This is a genomic window from Streptomyces sp. NPDC027962 (genome assembly GCF_055566095.1).
This window is the reverse complement of sequence record NZ_JBVHTA010000025.1, coordinates 24,833-41,417: the sequence shown is the minus strand read 5'-3', so window position 1 is coordinate 41,417 and position 16,585 is coordinate 24,833. Positions and strand designations below refer to the sequence as shown.

Genomic DNA, 16,585 nt, shown 5'->3' with positions numbered 1-16,585 from the left:
GGCCGGCGTCAGCGCCTGGCGTGACGGCCGCCGCGCGGGGAGGACGGCGGGGTCCCTTCGTCGGGGGCGGAGCCTTCGGTGGCGGCCGCCTTCTTTCCCTTGGAGCGGGCCCGCAGGAACTCGATCACGATCGGGACGACCGAGATCAGGACGATCAGGATCAGGATCGCCTCGATGTGCCGGTGGACGAAGTCGACCTTGCCGAGCGCGGCGCCGAGCAGCGTGACACCGGCTCCCCACAGGATGCCGCCGATGATGTTGAACGTGACGAACGAGCGGTAGTTCATCCGGCTCACACCGGCGATGATCGGCGTGAACGTCCGCACGATGGGCACGAAGCGGGCCAGGACCAGGGACTTCGGGCCGTACTTCTCGAAGAACTCGTGGGCCTTCTCCACGTTCTCCTGCTTGAAGAGCCTGGAGTCGGGCCGCTTGAAGAGGGCCGGGCCGACCTTGCGGCCGAAGAGATAGCCGACCTGGTCACCGATGATCGCGGCGAGCACCACGAGGGTGCAGACCATCCACAGGGGCTGCTTGATCACGTCGGTGGTCACCAGCAGACCCGTGGTGAACAGCAGCGAGTCGCCGGGGAGGAAGAATCCGATCAGCAGACCGGACTCGGCGAAGACGATGGCCAGCACACCGATCAGACCGAAGGTGGTGATCAGGTAGTCCGGATCGAGCCAGCTCGGTCCGAGCGCAAGGGTGTTCACGAGGTCCGGGCTCCTGTGGTGTCAGTCAGCGGCATGGTCGGCTGCCCAAAGCTATCAACGCACATGAGTAACCCCCGGTTCCACCGGCCCACCGCGGATGCGGGGTGAACGGACGACGGCGATCCTGTGCACCATGGGTATCGAGGACTACAGCGGCGGGCAAGGCCCGCAGGCAGATGTGACGGTCGTCACCACGAACGACATCCCGGGCTTCCGCGTGGAGCAGGTCATCGGTGAGGTCTTCGGACTGACGGTGCGCTCCCGCCATCTGGGCAGCCAGATCGGCGCCGGCCTCAAGTCGATGATCGGTGGCGAGCTCAAGGGCCTGACCAAGACCCTCGTTGAGACCCGCAACCAGGCCATGGAGCGCCTGATCGAGCAGGCCCGCGCACGGGGCGCGAACGCGGTGCTGGCGTTCCGCTTCGACGTGGCCGACGCCGCGGACGTCGGCACGGAGGTCTGCGCGTACGGCACGGCCGTGGTGATCGCCCGGACCTGACCGGCGGACACCACGGCCGGGGCGCGTACCCCGGCCGTGGTGTCCGTGCCGTCGCAGCCCCAGAGGGCACCTCGCAGTCCTGGAGGTGCCGGACGGCGTCCGCAGGCCCTCAAACGTGCCGGACGGCGTTCGCCAGGATCGCTTCCCGCTGGTACGCCGCGAGGCCCGGCTTCGCCTTGTCGATGTTGCGGGTGAACCGCTCGTCCGTGACGTACATCTCACCCAGGCACGTGTGGATCTCGAACGTGCACGTGTAGTGGTTACGCGTGATCCACTGGCGGTGCTCCTCCGCGACGTCCATCGCGGCCTTCGACTCCGGCTCCTCGCCGGCCTCCATCAGGGCCACGAAGCGGCGGGTGATCTCGTCGGCCTCCTGCTGGATCCGCTGCCAGTCCTCCTTCGTGTAAGCGGCGGAGCGGCGCTGCGACTCCTTGTACGCCTCCGTGCCGCCCCAGCGCTGCTCGGTCTCCTGCGCGTAGTCGTCCGGGTCGAAGTCCCCGAAGACCTCGAACTTCTCCTCGGGCGTGAGGTTGATGCCCATCTTTCTCGCCTCCATGGCCTTCTCGACGGCTGCGGCCATCTCCTGGAGCTGGGTGATCCGGGCGGACAGCAGCTCGTGCTGGCGCCGCAGGTGCTGCTGCGGGTCCACGTCCGGGTCGTCCAGCAGCGCCGCGACCTCGTCGAGCGGAAAGCCGAGCTCCCGGTAGAACAGGATCTGCTGCAGCCGGTCGAGGTCGGCGTCTTCGTAGCGCCGGTGGCCCGCGTGGCTGCGGCCGCTCGGGCAGAGCAACGCGATCTCGTCGTAGTGGTGCAGCGTGCGCACCGTGACACCGGCGAACCGGGCGACCTGTCCCACGGAGTAGCTCATGGCCTTCCGCTCCTTCGTCTTCGTTACGCAACCCAGGCTGACGCCTCACGTTGCGTGAGGTGCAAGCCCGTACGAGCCTGGGAGCTATGGCACTCCACCAGGGCGCGTCCGAATCCGCCGAGCAGGCCCCCGAGCTGCGCCGGCTCTCCATCAACCCTTTCTACGGGTCCGCCGACCCGGTCACCGAGATGACCTCGGCGCCGCCTACGCACCGGCTGCCGGACGGCCCGATGGCACCTCCCGCCGCATATCAGCTGGTCCATGACGAGCTGATGCTCGACGGAAACTCCCGGCTCAACCTCGCCACCTTCGTGACCACCTGGATGGAACCCCAGGCGGGCGACCTGATGGCGGAGTGCCGGGACAAGAACATGATCGACAAGGACGAGTACCCGCGCACCGCCGAGCTGGAGCGCCGGTGCGTGGCCATGCTCGCCGACCTGTGGCACGCGCCGGACCCCTCTGCCGCGGTGGGCTGCTCGACCACCGGGTCGAGCGAGGCCTGCATGCTCGCCGGGATGGCGCTCAAACGCCGGTGGATGAAGAGGAACGGGGACCGCTATCCGGGGGCTGCCCGGCCGAACCTGGTGATGGGCGTCAACGTCCAGGTCTGCTGGGACAAGTTCTGCAACTTCTGGGAGGTCGAGCCCCGGCTGGTGCCGATGGAGGGCGACCGTTTCCATATCGACCCGCAGGCGGCCGCCGAGCTGTGCGACGAGAACACCATCGGCGTGGTGGCGGTGCTCGGTTCGACCTTCGACGGGTCCTACGAGCCGGTCGCCGACGTCTGTGCCGCGCTGGACGCTCTCAAGGAGCGCACCGGGCTCGACATCCCCGTGCACGTCGACGGCGCGTCGGGCGCGATGATCGCCCCGTTCCTCGACGAGGACCTGGCCTGGGATTTCCGACTGCCGCGGGTGTCCTCGATCAATACCTCGGGTCACAAGTACGGGCTGGTCTACCCGGGTGTCGGATGGGCGCTGTGGCGTTCGCCGGACGAGCTCCCGGACGAGCTGGTCTTCCGCGTGAACTATCTGGGCGGCGACATGCCCACGTTCGCGCTGAACTTCTCGCGTCCGGGGGCGCAGGTCGTGGCGCAGTACTACACGTTCCTGCGGCTCGGACGCGAGGGCTACCGGGCCGTCCAGCAGACCGCCAGGGACATTGCGACGGGGCTCGCCGACCGGATCGAGGAGCTGGACGACTTCCGGCTGCTGACCCGTGGGGACCAACTGCCCGTCTTTGCCTTCACCACCGCGCCCGAGGTGAAGGCCTTCGACGTCTTCGACGTGTCGCGGCGGCTGCGCGAGAAGGGCTGGCTGGTGCCCGCGTACACCTTCCCGGCCAACCGCGAGGATCTCTGCGTGCTGCGGGTGGTCTGCCGCAACGGGTTCTCGGCGGACCTGTCGGCGATGCTCCTGGACGACCTGCGGCTGCTGGTCCCCGAACTGCACGAGCAGCCGGGCCCGTTGCGCAAGGACACGGCGGCGGCGACCTCGTTCCACCACTGACGGCGCGAGCCCGGCCCCGGGGTGTGCTCGGGGCCGGGCCGGGTGCCTGGCGCCGCGGTGTGCTCGGGGCCGGGAAGGGTGCACAGCCCCGGTGACCACGGGGCCGGGACGGGGGGGCGGCCCCACGGTGTGCTTGGACCGGGCCGGGCCGGGTGCCTGGCGCGTCAGCGGCCCAGGCGGCGGAAGCGGGCGACGGCCAGGGGGAAGAAGACCGCCATCAGGAGCAGCGGCCAGGCCACCGCCAGCAGGTACGCGTGTTCCGCCGGCCAGGAGCCCGTGGCGGCCTCCGGGATGCCGGAGAGGTCGCGGACCATGGTCGCAGTCGCCGAGATCGGGTTCCACTCGACCGCCGCGCCGAGCCAGCCGGGCATCGAGTCGGGCGTGGCGAAGGCGTTGGACAGGAAGCCCACCGGCCAGACCAGGATCTGCACCGCCTGCACCAGTTCCGGCTTCCCGGCCACCATCGCCAGGTGGATGCCGACCCACAGCATCGCGAAACGCAGCAGGAGCAGCAGTCCCACGGCTCCGAGCAGCGACATGAAGCCGCCGCCCCAGCGCCAGCCGATGGCGTGCCCCACACCGATCATGACCACGAGGCTGAGCGCCGACTGGAGCATGTCCGCGACGCTCCGCCCGACGAGCACCGCCGAGGATGCCATCGGCATGGACCTGAAGCGGTCGATGACGCCCTTGTTCAGGTCCTGGGTGACGGCGAGCATCGTCGCCTCGAGGCCGAAGGCCATGGTCAGCGCCAGCATGCCGGGCACCAGGAAGTCGACGTACGCGCCTTCCACGCCCCGGCCGCCGCCGATGAGGTAGCCGAACATCAGCAGGAGCATCACGGGGAAGACCAGGCCGACGACGACCTGGACCGGCTGCCGTGCCCAGTGGGCGAGTTCGCGCCGGGTCATGGTCCAGGAGTCGGTCAGTACATAGGTGCTCATGCCGCGTTCTCCTTGGTGAGGTGGAGGAAGACCTCGTCGAGGGTGGGACGGCGCACGGAGATGTCCTCGGCCTCGACCCCGGCCGCTTCCAGGGCTCGTACGGTCTCGGTCAGTGCGGCCATCCGGTCGCTCACGGGAGCGCTGACCATGCACCGGTCGACGTCGACGGCCGCCTCGCCGGGCAGCAGGGACGCGACGAGTCCGAGCCGGTCCGCGTCCCGCAGGACCACGTCGATCCGGTCGCCGCCGGTCTTGGCCTTGAGCTCGTCCGCCGTGCCCTCGGCGATCACCCGCCCGGCGTCGACGACCGAGATGCGGTCGGCCAGCTGGTCCGCCTCCTCCAGATACTGCGTGGTGAGCAGGACGGTCGTGCCCCCGCCGACGAGCGAGCGCACCGAGTTCCAGACCTCGGCCCGGCCGCGCGGGTCGAGCCCGGTCGTCGGCTCGTCGAGGAACAGCACCTCGGGATCGGTGATGAGCGAGGCCGCCAGGTCCAGCCTTCTGCGCATGCCGCCGCTGTACTGCTTGACCGCCCTGCGGCCGGTGTCCGCGAGTCCGAACCGTTCGAGGAGTTCGTCCGCCCGCGCGCCCGCCCGCCGTGCACCCAGGTGATACAGCCGTCCGAACATCTCGAGGTTCTGCCGACCGCCGAGCTCCTCGTCCACCGCCGCATGCTGACCGAGCAGGCCGATACGCCGGCGCACCTCGCCCGCCTCCTTGCGGACGTCGTGTCCGGCGACGCGCACCACGCCCTCGTCGTGCCGCAGCAGCGTCGCCATGACGCGTACGGCGGTGGTCTTGCCCGCGCCGTTGGGCCCGAGCACCCCGTGCACGGTGCCGCGAGCGACCGTCAGGTCCAGCCCGCCCAGCGCACGCTTGTCCCCGTACCGCTTCCGCACGCCCTCCACGACGATCGCGTCTGTCATCCGTCTCCTCCAGCAGCACTCGACAGCTAGTAGTCAAACTTGACCACTGCCGCAAGGTAGTCGATCGAACTCAATTGGTCAAACTTGATTAGCCGAGATCCCCTTCATGCGGCTCCCCCGTCGCGTAGGGGTTCTCCTCGCCCTCCGCACGCACGCCCACGAACGGCTCGCCCTCACCCGCGAAGGTGTATGCGCCGTCCTCGATCCGCCGGATCAGACCGCGGGTCCATTCCGCGCCGAAGTCCGCGGAGGAGACCCACATGTGCATGATCTCGCCGATGTGCCCCAGCGACCGGGGCCCCTCCTCCGGCGTGTAGTACTCGGTGACGGCGGACCGCCACTCCTCCAGGCCGCGCACACGCTCCTTGAGCAGCGCCACGGCCTCCTCCCTCGGCAGATCGACGATGAAGCCGACCCCGGCCGAGAGCACGTCCATCTTCTGGTCGTAGGCGGTCAGCGACTCGCGCAGCAGCGCGAAGAACTCCTCGGTCCCCCGATCGGTGATCTCGTACTCGGTGCGGGGCGGACCGCCTGCGGTGGAGGGAGCGATCTCGTGGGCGTGCAGCAGCCCCTGCTTCGCCATCTGCTTGAGCGCGTGGTAGATCGACCCGGGCTTGGCGTTGGACCACTCGTGCGCGCCCCAGTACTCGAGGTCGTTGCGGACCTGATAGCCGTGCGCCCTTCCGTGCTGGCGCACGGCCCCCAGGACCAGAAGCCGGATCGCTGACACCTGCGTACCTCCTACTCAATCTTGACTACGGTACGCAGCGTACGCAGCACATCACGCACCCTGGTCGCCCCCCTGCTCCTCGGCGACCAGGTCGAAGGCACCCTTGCCGTCCAGGGACTCGCGGATGATGTCCGCATGGCCGGCGTGGCGGGCGATCTCCTCGACCAGGTGCAGCATCAGCCAGCGCATCGAGACCCGCGAGTCCGCCGGGAACCAGGGCGCCGACGGCAGCGGGAAGGTGTCGTCCAGGCTCGGCACCGAACGGATGAAGTCCTCGGTCTCTTTCGCGACCGAGTCCCAGAATGCCAGCATCCCCGGGGTCGTCTCGTCACCGACCAGCCGGAAGCTGTCGCCCCAGGTCTCCTCCGAGCGCTGCCGCTCGTTCGGTTGCTGCTGGGCCAGCCGCAGCCAGTTCAGCTCCGTCTCGGCCACATGCTTGAGCAGTCCGGACAGGGACAGCTCGCCTGCGCTCGGCCGGCTCGCCGCCTGCTCCTCGGTGAGCCCGAGCACCGAGCGCCTGATCGCGCCACGCTGCGCCTCGATGAAAGAGAGAAGCGCGCCGCGCTCGTCGCCGTGGGCTTCTGCGGGAACGTGAGTGACCATGGGGTCCGCCTTCCGGATCGCGGGGCCTGGCGCCCCTCCTGCCGACGCTTCAAAAACTACGGGCCCTTGCGGTCAGCTTCTGTCCGCAAGGGCCCGGCGTCCGGAAGGATTCCTCGGAACGGGAAGCCGGAAGGATTCCTCAGAACGGGAACCGCGAGCGCCCGTGCTGCACGGAGATCCACTTCTGCCTGGTGAACGAGTCGACCATCGAGTCGCCGTTCAGCCGACCGAGACCCGACTGCTTCTCCCCACCGAAGGGGACGATCGGCTCGTCGTGCACGGTCCCGTCGTTGATGTGGATCATCCCGGTGTCGATGCGCTTCGCGAGCCGCACACCGCGCTCCACGTCACCGGTGTGCACGGCGCCGCTCAGGCCGTACGGGGTGTCGTTGGCGATCCGGACCGCCTCCTCCTCGCCCTCGAACGGGACGATCAGGGCCACCGGACCGAAGATCTCCTGCGACAGGATCGGCGAGTCGGCGGAGAGTCCGGTCAGCACCGAGGGGGAGACCAGGCCGCCTTCCGCACCGCCGTGCAGCAGCGCCTTCGCGCCCGCCTCGACCGTCTGGTCCACCAGCGACGAGACCGCCTCGGCCTGGGAGGAGTTGATGAGCGGGCCGATGTGGGTCGCCGGGTCCGCGGGGTCGCCCACCTTGAGCGTCCGCACCTTGGCGACGAACTTTTCGGTGAACTCCTTCTCGACGGAGCGATCGACGAGGATGCGGTTGGCGGCCATGCAGACCTGACCCTGGTGCACGTAGCGGCTGAAGACCGCCGCGTCCACCGCGTAGTCGATGTCTGCGTCGTCAAGCACGATCAGGGCGCTGTTGCCGCCGAGTTCGAGGATCGCGTGCTTGAAGTTCGCGGCACAGACGGTGGCCACGTGGCGGCCCACCTTGTCGGAGCCGGTGAAGGAGATCGCCTTGGGGACCGGGTGCGCGATGAGCGCGTCGCCTATCTCGGCTATGTCCGTGATCACGACGTTCAGCAGGCCGGCGGGCAGGCCCGCGTCCTCGAACACCTTCGCCACCAGGGAGCCGCCGCAGATCGGGGTGTTCTGGTGCGGCTTGAGGACCACGGCGTTGCCGAGGGCCAGCGCGGGCGCGACCGACTTGAGCGACAGCAGGAACGGGAAGTTGAAGGGGCTGATGACACCGACGACGCCCACCGGAACCCGGTAGACGCGGTTCTCCTTGCCGTCGACCGGCGAGGGCAGGATGCGTCCCTCGGGCCGCAGCGCCAGGTGCACCGCCTCGCGCAGGAACTCCTTGGCGAGGTGGAGTTCGAAGGCCGCCTTCAGATGCGTCCCGCCGAGCTCCGCGATGATCGCCTCTGTGATCTCCTGCTCGCGGTCCTCGATGATCCGCAGGGCACGCTCGAAGACCGTCCGGCGGGCGTACGGATTGGTCTGTGCCCACGCTCGTTGCGCGCGCTCGGCCGCACGGTAGGCCAGGTCGACCTCGTCCGCCGTGGCCACCGGGATGGAGGCGAGCTTCTCCCCGTCGTACGGATTGAAGTCGATGATGTCCCAGGAACCGCTGCCGGGCCGCCACTCGCCGTCTATGTACTGCAGGGCCAGATCGGTGAAGAAGGACATGTGATCCCTTACTCCAGAGGCATGAGCACGGACGTCTGATGTGGCGTCATCGTACTTATGTTTCAGATGAGTTGGAGCAGTCCCCGGAGAAGGTCGCGAGTCTCGGCCGGATCCGGACTGTCCTCCGTCAGCCGCTCCATCACCCGCTCGTACTGCGCGACCTCCTCGCGCTTGTCCAGGTACAGGGCGCTGGTCAGCTGCTCGAGATAGACGATGTCGGAGAGGTCCGACTCCGGGAAGCGCAGCATGGTGAACGTACCGCTCTCGCCCGCGTGACCACCGAAGCTGAAGGGCATCACCTGCAGCGTGATGTTCGGGTGCTCGGACACCTCGATCAGATGCCGCAGCTGTGCCTGCATCACGGCACGGTCGCCGTACGGGCGGCGCAGCGCGGCCTCGTCCAGCACGGCGTGCAGCCGCGGGGAGCGTTCGGAGACAAGGGTCTTCTGCCGTTCCAGGCGCAGCGCGACCCGGCGGTCGATCTCCGCCTGGGGCGCGTCGGGCATACCGCGGGTGACGACGGCGTGCGCGTACGCCTCGGTCTGCAGAAGACCGTGCACGAACTGCACTTCGTAGATGCGGATCAGCGAGGCGGCGCCTTCGAGGCCGATGTAGGTCTGGAACCAGCCGGGCAGGACGTCGCCGAAGCTGTGCCACCAGCCGGCGACGTTGGCCTCCTTCGCGAGGCAGAGGAGGGAGTCGCGCTCACGCTCGTCGGACACGCCGTAGAGCGTCAGCAGGTCCTCCACGTCCCTCGCCTTGAAGCTCACCCTGCCCAACTCCATACGGCTGATCTTGGATTCGGACGCACGGATCGAGTAGCCGGCGGCTTCCCGTGTGATGCCTCGCGATTCCCTCAGCCTTCGCAGCTGTGAGCCCAACAGGATGCGCCGCACCACCGAACCTCCGCCCGGACCCTCGGCGCGGGGGTCACCCCACGACCACGCTGCCTCGCCTGCCGCCACGACTTCGACCCTCCCCATCCCTGCTGCACCCTTGCTCTGTTCGCGCAGCCCCGATGCTGCCTCGTGGTCCCTGGAACCCCAAGAGCCGGATTCTGCCACCAAAAAGCTTCAGCCCGTACTCATTCGGTTACTGAAACGAGAAGCCGCCGGGAGGGGAGCGGAAGAGAATTCACGGAAGAAATGAGCAAGAAACGGCACGGGTTCGGACAGAGCAGGCGCGTGCACGTGCATCTGCCCTTGCATCTGCCCTACGCATTCGGAACCATGGCAGTCGCGCACCTGCGTGCTCGTTCGTGTTGTAGCGCCACAGCCGCGATTCCCGGGAGTGCCTCGCATGGGACCGAATGGATCGACCATGCTCGAGCCGTTACGGCAGGGCCTTCCCCCGATCGACCCCGCGGCCGTCTCCACTTCGGCCTCCTGCGCCTTGCCGGCCCGCTACGAAGCGGTGCGCGGAGCCCGGCAGTTCACCAGGAGCACACTCGGCCAGTGGGATCTCGACGAACGTTTCGACGATGTCGCACTGGTCGTCTCCGAACTCGTCACCAACGCCCTCCGGCACGCCCTGCCGGGCGACGGCATGCCGCGTGAGCCCGTCAAGGAGCCGCCGGTGCGGCTGCACCTGATGCGGTGGACGGGCCGACTGGTGTGCGCGGTGCGCGACCCCAGTCACGACGGCCCCAGGTCGCGGCAGTCGGACGAGGACTTCTCCGCCGAGTCCGGCCGGGGGCTCTTCCTGGTCGACTCCTTCAGCGACGGCTGGGGCTGGCACCCGCTCGCCGGGACACTGCGCGGCAAGGTGGTCTGGGCGCTGTTCCGCCTGGGCTAGGAACGGGGCGCGGGCTGCGGCTTCGGACTTGGCCTCGGCTTCGACCCCGGTTCACGCCACCAGATGGTCGAACTCGCCGTCCTTGACGCCCAGCAGCAGGGCCTCTATCTCCGCCGGCGTATAGACGAGCGCCGGTCCTTCCGGGTGCCGCGAGTTGCGCATCGCGACATCACCGCCCGGCAGCTTGGCGAACTCCACGCAGGAACCCTGCGAGTTGCTGTGCCTGCTCTTCTGCCAGACGACCTCCTGAAGCTCCGTGGCCGCCATGCCGTTGTACACGTGGTGCACAAGTCGCTCCCGGGGTGCAAGGTGCAGGTGTCAACTATCCGGGATCATAGCTGTGTTCATATGCCAACGCATGGAGCGTCTGCACGAGCAGATGCACGTGCACGCCGGGTGCTGCCGCGGTTACCAGCTGCGGCTCCGGACGTATAGACGTCCTGGCCCGGCGATCGGTGCCATCCCCCACATACTTTCCGACCCGCCGGATTCCTCCCCGGAGTCCCCAAGTCGTCCTGGTAGCTTGGCGCGGTCTTGATACCGATCAGGGGGACTGACCAGTGCTCAAGCTCGTACGTACGGCGGCCGTCGCGGCGGGTCTCGTCGCCGCCCTCGCGCTCACCGGCTGCGGGAGCGGCAGCGGCGACAACGACGGCGCCGGCAAGGACAAGGACAAGGACAAGGCGTCGGCCTCGCCCACCGAGACGGACGGCGACGCCGACGGCGGTGAAGGCCGACCCGGCGACATCCAGGGCACCTGGACGGGGCTGAGCGACGGGAAGCCGGTCGCCCTCTCCGTCACGGGCTCGAACGCCGCGATCGTCGCCGACGGCCATGCCTGCACCGGCGAAGTGAAGGACATGGGCGAGCAGATGCTGGACCTGAAGTGCGCGGACGGGAACACCGACCGCACGATGGGCTCGATCGAGTCGAACGACGGCACGACGCTGGTCGTTTCGTGGGACGCCGGCAAGAAGGACACCCTCAGGAAGAGCGAGACGGGCGAGCTGCCCGACGGTCTGCCGACCGGACTCCCGACGGAGTTCCAGGTTCCCTGACGGGGGCTTGCCCTGACGTGCGTCAACGGGCCGGGGATCCGTCACGGGTCCGCGGCCCTTCGCCGTCCGCGGCCCTGGCCAGGGCGTCGCTCAGCTCGTCCAGCGTGGCGAGTAGCTGCACGGCGCCGCCGCGCAGCACCGCGTCGGACGCCTCCTTCGTGCCCCAGCGGTCGACGACCTCGTGGACCGGGCCCCAGTCCGGCACCCGGTACTCCCGTACCGCCTCCGCCGCTTCCTCTGTCGCATTGCGCAGCACCTCCGCGAGCGCGGCGGCAGCCGGCACCGGGTCGGCACCGTGGGCGCCGCGCTCGGGGCCGCCGCCGCGTTCGGGCAGATGGGCCTCGATGAGCATCGCGACCCGTCCGGTCTGGGCGAGCGCCTCGCCCGCCGCCTCGGCCGTGTCGCGGGTCAGGGCCTGGGCGCGCACGGGCTCGTCCTTGGCCTTCGTCAGCGCCTCCCGCCAGGCGATCCGGGTGTCGCGCGCGGCGAGCAGAGCCTGGCGTACGTCGGCGGTGTCCTCGGGGTCGGCGTAGCGGTCGAGGACCGCGGCGGCGTAACGGCCGTTCGCGATGAGCCAGTCGGCGAGCCGGTGGTGCAGGCGCGGGGTCTCCCAGGCGGGGTAGACGGCGTAGGCGAGCATCGCGAGCAGCCCGCCGATCAGGGTGAGCAGCACCCGCTCGGGAACGGTCTGGTCCCACTCCTCGCCGCCCGTGCCGAGCAGGAAGACCACGTAGGCGGAGATGAAGACGCTGGCAGCGACGTAGCCGGTGCGCATGACGAGGAACATGCCGAAGGCGCAGAGCACGGCGATCGCGGCGGACAGGTACGTACCGGGGTCGGCCGCGCGGACCACGGCCGTGGCCACGCCCACACCGACGAGCGTGCCGCAGAAGCGGGCCACCGAACGGGAGTAGGTCTGCGAGAAATCGGGGCGCATGACCATCACCGCCGTCAGGGGCGCCCAATAGCCGTGACCGAGGGGGAGCACGCTCCCGAGCAGCGAGCCGGTCGCCACGACCGTCGACGAGCGGACGGCGTGCCGCAGGATCGGGGAGTCTGGGCGCAGTTCGGCGCGCACCTCGCGCAGGGCGCCGGGAAGCAGACGCAGCAGCCCCTCGCGCGTGCGATGGTCGGACTCCACGGTGCCCGTGCCGCGTACCGTTTCGAGGACGTCGTCGAGAAGCGCCGCCAGCCGCACGGCGGCACGGCGTGGCGGCCCGGAGAGGATCGCGCCCGTGTCGGGCGTCCGGAGCGCGGCGACCGCGGCGGGCGGCACCTGCACCGGTTCCCCGTGGCGTACGGCGCGGGCGGCGGCGTCGAGCACGGTCCCGGCGGCGTGGAGGAGTTCCCGCACCCTGTCGCGGGCGTGCCCCTCGGCCGGGACGCCCACGGCCGGGTCGGCGAGGGAGGCGAGCACGGGTCTGATGCGTTCGGCGACCCCGCGCGTGCCGTGCAGCTCGGCCGGGCGGCGTCGGGCCTCGCGCGGCGTGACGGCGGCGGCGCTGCGGGCGTGCATCAGGGGAGCCGGGTCGAAGGCGGCGGTGGGGTCGTCCCGCAGCCTGCGCGCGTAGTCGGCCTCCGCGGCGAGCGCGTCGGCGAGCGCGTCGCGCTGTGCGCCCCAGCGGCGTACCGGGAACAGCACGACGAGCGCGGCCTGCACCACACCGCCGATGGCGATCATGGCCGCGTGGCCCGCGGCGGCGGCGACCGAGGTGGGCAGGGTGACGGTCACCAGCATGATGGCCACGTTGGACGATGCCATGATCCCGACGGTGGGGCCGATGGCCCAGGTGAGGCCGCCGAGGAAGGTCCACAGGGTGAGCAGCGCGACGAACAGGACGACGTGCGCGCCGGCGAGATAACCGAGGAAGGTGGAGACGGCGAGCGTCGCCCCGGAGAGAAGCGCGAGGACGGGCCGCGGCCGCCAACTGCGCTGGAAGGTCGCGATGGCCGCTTGGAACGCGCCGAAGGCGGAACTGACGGCGACCGCGGGCCCGAAGAGTGCGAGGGCGGCACCGAAGACGAGCGCGAGCCCGGCCGCGCCCCGGACGGCGATGAGAGGCTCCAGCCGCTGCCGCTCGATCTTCAGGCCCGAGCGTGCGGTGTCCTTCAGCGCCCGCAGCCAGCTCATGGGCCCGAGCGTAACGACCCTCACGGACATTTCACCCAGGGGCGGGGCCGGTTCGGCGTACAGCGGCGGGGCACACGTGCGGGCGAGCCGGAGACCAGCCCGCCTGCGACGCCCGGGCAGGAGCCGTATCGGCCTGCGGCGCCCGGGCACGCGTCTCGGGCAGAACCCAGTGATCAGCCCGCCCGCGACACCACCGCACACGCACTGGCAGCATCCGGACACCAGCCCGCCCCCCACGCCGGAGCACGCGCTCGGCCAGGACGCGGAGATCAGCCCCTACGACCCGCGTCTGCGGGCGAGGCCGCCCGACGGCCCGCCGGGGCCGCGCCGCTCGGCGCGGTCGGCCGCCGCGCGGCCGTCCTGCCAGCCGTCGAGATCCGTCGCGCCGCGCACGCGCGTGGTCGTCGTCCGCGGGAACATCCGGTCGGTGTGCGACGCCACCGCAACGTCCCGTGAGGCCAGCACCGGGAGCAGGTCCGCCGTCACCACCTCGTCGGCGACCGCGGCGAGATGTTCGCCCAGTCGACTGGCGTACGCCGTCCAGAACGACTGCCGGAACACCTTCGTCCGCTTGCGTCCGCCCGCGCGCTGCGCGGACTCCGCCTTGGCCAGCGCACCCGCCCCCTGTACGAGCAGCGACGTGTAGAGCAGCTCGACCGACTCCAGGTCGCCGTCGAAGCCGACGACGGTCGAGAAGTCGAAGGAGCTGTTCCACACCGCCCGGCAGCGGTTCGCGCGGGCCACCGCGTCGAGGAGGATCGCCTTCGCCGTCTCGTACGGCGCGTCCACTCCGATCCGGCACGCGGCCGGGGCGTCCGGGCTGTGCGTACGGGCTGCCAGCAGGGCGTCGTCGATGCTGTGGCGCGCCATCAGCTCCTGCGCCTTGGCGGTGAGCGCCTCTGCTTCCTCCGGGTAGCCGGTGGCTTCGGCCTTCGCCAGCAGCGCCCGGATGCGGGTGAGCATGCGCGGCTCGTGAGGCGACGCGGGCACCGAGGCCAGGGCCGCGCCCGGGATCGGGCCGACCGGCTCGATCGCGGGGAGGCGGGCCAGCAGGCGGTACAGCTCCAGCAGGGCCGTGGCGTACGAGAAACGGTCCGCCCGGGGCGGCTGCGAGGGGGCGAGATCGGCGAGCTGGGCCCGGAAGCGGGGGGCCAGCCGCTGTCCGTAGCGCGCGGTCTCCGCCGTGATCAGTCCGGCCGCCAGCTGCTCGTGCACCTCTTCGAGGTCGCGGCGGACCAGCCGTACGATGTCGGCGGGCTGCCAGCCGCGCTCCCAGGCACGGCGCAGAAGTTCCTCGCCCCGCAGGCGCAGTTCATCGTCGGCGGACGGGTCGGCGGCGAGCAGCGAAGCACCGGTGTCGAGCGCCTCGTCACCCTCCGCGTACAGCGCCGCTGCCAGCGCCTTCTCGACCGTGCTCATACCCCGGATGGTCCCACGGCCGCCTTCGACGGCCCCAGGGGGTAGTGCCTGCCCTACCCCGGGAACACCCCTCAGTGGTCGTGATCGCGCCCCCTGGGACCGGAGGCCTTGTGCCCATGACCACCCCAGCCGTACGGCTCACCGCGCTCCGCCGGCCGGTCCGCGGGCGGCCGGGAGCGCAGGAGTGCGCGGGCCCACCGGAATGGTCGGGTCCACGGGCGTGGTCGGGTCCGCAGGACCGGTCGGGTCCACGGGCGTGGTCCGGTCCGCGTCCATGCCCGCCGCAGGGCACCACGGTCAGGAGCTGCGCAGGGTCTTCCTGGCCAGTTCGTACGCCGGGAGCATCTGCTCGTGCTCCTCCGAGTCGAATCCGCCGAGGTCCACGACCACAACGCCCTCCGGCGTCGACACGGCGAAGGCACGCTCCTTCTTCGGCTCGTCGAGGAACTCGTTGGTGTTGAGGTACGTCACCTCGGTGGCGGCGAACTTTCCCGCCTTCGTCTCCCTGTACGCCTCGTCCTTGCGGTCCTTGGCCCCGTCGGCGACGAATGCCTCCAGTGCCCTGCGGGTGTCGTCGCCCGCGTCGGCGCCGATCCACACACGGAGGAAGCCGATGTGCCCGGCCGGCTTCGCGTCGATCTCGCAGACGAGCGACACCGGGCCCTGGTCGAAGAGGGCGGAGAATTCGTCGTCCGTGTCGTTCTCGACCGGGTCCGGCTTCCAGTCCGCCGCCAGATCGAAGGTGACCGGCATGGGGCATGACGAACCGGGATCGCCGACCGTGCCGGCCTTCGCCGCCTCACCCTTGTCCTCCGCGTCGGTCTGCTCTGCCGTCCCCGGCTTCCCGCTCGTCGAGCCGCCGGCGTTGTTCCCCCGGGCCGCCTCCGACGAACAGCCGGTCACGGCAACCGCCACAAGCGCCGACGCAACCGCCCCGAGAGCCGCGCCGCACACGCGCCGCCCCCGCATCACACCTCGCACCGGACAATCCCCGCCCTGCTATGCCCTCGCCCCCGCGTTCGGGTGCGTAGAAGGATCGATCCTACGGAACGCGGGCCAGAGGAAGGACCGAATGAATGGGCGAGAACAAGGACCGGATGTCGGCCGGCGAGTGGTACCTCCCCGATGACGAGGAGTTGGCCACCGATACCCGACGCCGCTTCGAACTGTGCGCCGCCTACAACGCGAACGGCGGCGCCGCACCCGCCGACCGGGCGACGATCCTCGGCGAACTCCTCGGCTCGCTCGGCAAGGACGTGCGCATCCGGCCGCCGTTCCAGTGCGACTACGGCTACCACATCCGCATCGGGGACCGTACGTTCGTCAACTTCAACGCGGTCTTCCTCGACGCGGCGCCCATCACGGTCGGTGCCGACACCCAGATCGGACCCGGGGTCCAACTCCTCACCCCCACCCACGAGATGGACGCCGAGCGCCGCCGGGCCGGCTGGGAGAGGGCGGCCCCGATCACGATCGGCGACAACGTGTGGCTCGGCGGCGGCGTGATCGTCTGCCCCGGTGTCGCCATCGGCGCGAACACGGTCGTCGGGGCTGGCTCGGTGGTCACCAAGGACCTGCCTCCCGGCGTGCTCGCCGTCGGCAACCCGGCCCGCGTCGTCCGAGCCCTCTCACCCTGACGGGCCGCACACGGGGCCTCCGCTCAGCAGGTCGGCCGGCTGCCCCCGCACATGTGTGGTGGCACTCAGCTCCCGCACACATGTCCGGTGACGCTCGGCTCCCGCCCCGCGACTGAACAGTCGCAGGACAGCCCAGCAGGACATCAGTCAGACCC

The 16,585-nt window shown here is 70.2% G+C and carries 17 protein-coding genes; 5 read left to right on the top strand and 12 right to left on the bottom strand.

Annotation, left to right across the window (positions count from 1 at the left end; all coding sequences use genetic code 11):
• Nucleotides 1-8: 8 nt before the first annotated feature.
• The gene (locus tag ACZ4SA_RS22855; protein WP_468277449.1) at nucleotides 9-713 is read right to left on the bottom strand and encodes a DedA family protein; all 705 of its coding nucleotides are present in this window, start codon (nucleotides 711-713) and stop codon (nucleotides 9-11) included.
• A gap of 133 nt (nucleotides 714-846) precedes the next feature.
• On the opposite strand from ACZ4SA_RS22855, the gene ACZ4SA_RS22850 reads away from it, so the two are divergent.
• The gene (locus tag ACZ4SA_RS22850; protein WP_468277447.1) at nucleotides 847-1,212 is read left to right on the top strand and encodes a YbjQ family protein; all 366 of its coding nucleotides are present in this window, start codon (nucleotides 847-849) and stop codon (nucleotides 1,210-1,212) included.
• Nucleotides 1,213-1,321: 109 nt separating this feature from the next.
• Here the strand turns inward: ACZ4SA_RS22850 and ACZ4SA_RS22845 are convergent, their stop codons facing one another.
• Nucleotides 1,322-2,080 (bottom strand): MerR family transcriptional regulator, encoded by a 759-nt coding sequence (locus tag ACZ4SA_RS22845; RefSeq protein WP_468277445.1) that lies wholly within the window; start codon nucleotides 2,078-2,080, stop codon nucleotides 1,322-1,324.
• 86 nt (nucleotides 2,081-2,166) lie between these two features.
• Here ACZ4SA_RS22845 and ACZ4SA_RS22840 point away from each other — a divergent pair, with 86 nt between their 5' ends.
• On the top strand, nucleotides 2,167-3,591 hold the full coding sequence (locus ACZ4SA_RS22840) for a glutamate decarboxylase (RefSeq protein WP_468277443.1): 1,425 nt from the start codon (nucleotides 2,167-2,169) through the stop codon (nucleotides 3,589-3,591).
• Nucleotides 3,592-3,755: 164 nt separating this feature from the next.
• Here ACZ4SA_RS22840 and ACZ4SA_RS22835 read toward each other — a convergent pair whose 3' ends face one another.
• The 6 genes from ACZ4SA_RS22835 to ACZ4SA_RS22810 form a co-directional block, all read right to left on the bottom strand.
• Nucleotides 3,756-4,535: an ABC transporter permease gene (locus tag ACZ4SA_RS22835; protein ID WP_468277440.1), complete on the bottom strand. Its 780-nt coding sequence runs from the start codon at nucleotides 4,533-4,535 to the stop codon at nucleotides 3,756-3,758.
• Entirely contained in the window at nucleotides 4,532-5,461 is a 930-nt protein-coding gene (locus ACZ4SA_RS22830; protein WP_468277437.1) for an ATP-binding cassette domain-containing protein, read from the bottom strand. The genes ACZ4SA_RS22835 and ACZ4SA_RS22830 overlap by 4 nt, the downstream gene beginning before the upstream one ends.
• 88 nt (nucleotides 5,462-5,549) lie before the next feature.
• Nucleotides 5,550-6,191: a PadR family transcriptional regulator gene (locus ACZ4SA_RS22825; RefSeq protein WP_468277433.1), complete on the bottom strand. Its 642-nt coding sequence runs from the start codon at nucleotides 6,189-6,191 to the stop codon at nucleotides 5,550-5,552.
• 51 nt (nucleotides 6,192-6,242) lie between these two features.
• On the bottom strand, nucleotides 6,243-6,794 hold the full coding sequence (locus tag ACZ4SA_RS22820; RefSeq protein WP_468277430.1) for a DinB family protein: 552 nt from the start codon (nucleotides 6,792-6,794) through the stop codon (nucleotides 6,243-6,245).
• 139 nt (nucleotides 6,795-6,933) lie between these two features.
• A complete protein-coding gene (locus tag ACZ4SA_RS22815; RefSeq protein ID WP_468277427.1) occupies nucleotides 6,934-8,391 on the bottom strand; it encodes an aldehyde dehydrogenase family protein in 1,458 nt (485 codons plus the stop codon).
• A 62-nt stretch (nucleotides 8,392-8,453) separates the two neighbouring features.
• Nucleotides 8,454-9,374, bottom strand: coding sequence for a helix-turn-helix domain-containing protein (locus tag ACZ4SA_RS22810; RefSeq protein ID WP_468277424.1), 921 nt, complete (start codon nucleotides 9,372-9,374; stop codon nucleotides 8,454-8,456).
• A gap of 316 nt (nucleotides 9,375-9,690) precedes the next feature.
• Here ACZ4SA_RS22810 and ACZ4SA_RS22805 point away from each other — a divergent pair, with 316 nt between their 5' ends.
• Entirely contained in the window at nucleotides 9,691-10,185 is a 495-nt protein-coding gene (locus ACZ4SA_RS22805; protein WP_468277421.1) for an ATP-binding protein, read from the top strand.
• Nucleotides 10,186-10,236: 51 nt separating this feature from the next.
• Here ACZ4SA_RS22805 and ACZ4SA_RS22800 read toward each other — a convergent pair whose 3' ends face one another.
• Complete coding sequence (locus tag ACZ4SA_RS22800; protein WP_468277417.1) at nucleotides 10,237-10,473, bottom strand: DUF397 domain-containing protein; 237 nt, start codon at nucleotides 10,471-10,473, stop codon at nucleotides 10,237-10,239.
• A 272-nt stretch (nucleotides 10,474-10,745) separates the two neighbouring features.
• Here ACZ4SA_RS22800 and ACZ4SA_RS22795 point away from each other — a divergent pair, with 272 nt between their 5' ends.
• Nucleotides 10,746-11,243 (top strand): hypothetical protein, encoded by a 498-nt coding sequence (locus tag ACZ4SA_RS22795; protein WP_468277415.1) that lies wholly within the window; start codon nucleotides 10,746-10,748, stop codon nucleotides 11,241-11,243.
• A 22-nt stretch (nucleotides 11,244-11,265) separates the two neighbouring features.
• Here the strand turns inward: ACZ4SA_RS22795 and ACZ4SA_RS22790 are convergent, their stop codons facing one another.
• The 3 genes from ACZ4SA_RS22790 to ACZ4SA_RS22780 form a co-directional block, all read right to left on the bottom strand.
• Nucleotides 11,266-13,374, bottom strand: coding sequence for an FUSC family protein (locus tag ACZ4SA_RS22790; RefSeq protein ID WP_468277413.1), 2,109 nt, complete (start codon nucleotides 13,372-13,374; stop codon nucleotides 11,266-11,268).
• A 276-nt stretch (nucleotides 13,375-13,650) separates the two neighbouring features.
• Complete coding sequence (locus ACZ4SA_RS22785) at nucleotides 13,651-14,793, bottom strand: DUF2786 domain-containing protein (RefSeq protein WP_468277412.1); 1,143 nt, start codon at nucleotides 14,791-14,793, stop codon at nucleotides 13,651-13,653.
• Between the two features lie 297 nt (nucleotides 14,794-15,090).
• On the bottom strand, nucleotides 15,091-15,708 hold the full coding sequence (locus tag ACZ4SA_RS22780; RefSeq protein ID WP_468277409.1) for a lipoprotein: 618 nt from the start codon (nucleotides 15,706-15,708) through the stop codon (nucleotides 15,091-15,093).
• 161 nt (nucleotides 15,709-15,869) lie between these two features.
• Here ACZ4SA_RS22780 and ACZ4SA_RS22775 point away from each other — a divergent pair, with 161 nt between their 5' ends.
• Nucleotides 15,870-16,430, top strand: coding sequence for a sugar O-acetyltransferase (locus ACZ4SA_RS22775; RefSeq protein WP_468277407.1), 561 nt, complete (start codon nucleotides 15,870-15,872; stop codon nucleotides 16,428-16,430).
• The last annotated feature ends 155 nt before the right edge of the window (nucleotides 16,431-16,585 follow it).

Coding starts and splice junctions, on each gene's coding strand:
- ACZ4SA_RS22805 (WP_468277421.1), top strand. CDS start 9,691: ATGGGACCGAATGGATCGACCATGCTCGAGCCGTTACGGCAGGGCCTT.
- ACZ4SA_RS22835 (WP_468277440.1), bottom strand. CDS start 4,535: ATGAGCACCTATGTACTGACCGACTCCTGGACCATGACCCGGCGCGAA.
- ACZ4SA_RS22810 (WP_468277424.1), bottom strand. CDS start 9,374: ATGGGGAGGGTCGAAGTCGTGGCGGCAGGCGAGGCAGCGTGGTCGTGG.
- ACZ4SA_RS22815 (WP_468277427.1), bottom strand. CDS start 8,391: ATGTCCTTCTTCACCGATCTGGCCCTGCAGTACATAGACGGCGAGTGG.
- ACZ4SA_RS22850 (WP_468277447.1), top strand. CDS start 847: ATGGGTATCGAGGACTACAGCGGCGGGCAAGGCCCGCAGGCAGATGTG.
- ACZ4SA_RS22830 (WP_468277437.1), bottom strand. CDS start 5,461: ATGACAGACGCGATCGTCGTGGAGGGCGTGCGGAAGCGGTACGGGGAC.
- ACZ4SA_RS22845 (WP_468277445.1), bottom strand. CDS start 2,080: ATGAGCTACTCCGTGGGACAGGTCGCCCGGTTCGCCGGTGTCACGGTG.
- ACZ4SA_RS22785 (WP_468277412.1), bottom strand. CDS start 14,793: ATGAGCACGGTCGAGAAGGCGCTGGCAGCGGCGCTGTACGCGGAGGGT.
- ACZ4SA_RS22840 (WP_468277443.1), top strand. CDS start 2,167: ATGGCACTCCACCAGGGCGCGTCCGAATCCGCCGAGCAGGCCCCCGAG.
- ACZ4SA_RS22820 (WP_468277430.1), bottom strand. CDS start 6,794: ATGGTCACTCACGTTCCCGCAGAAGCCCACGGCGACGAGCGCGGCGCG.
- ACZ4SA_RS22790 (WP_468277413.1), bottom strand. CDS start 13,374: ATGAGCTGGCTGCGGGCGCTGAAGGACACCGCACGCTCGGGCCTGAAG.
- ACZ4SA_RS22775 (WP_468277407.1), top strand. CDS start 15,870: ATGGGCGAGAACAAGGACCGGATGTCGGCCGGCGAGTGGTACCTCCCC.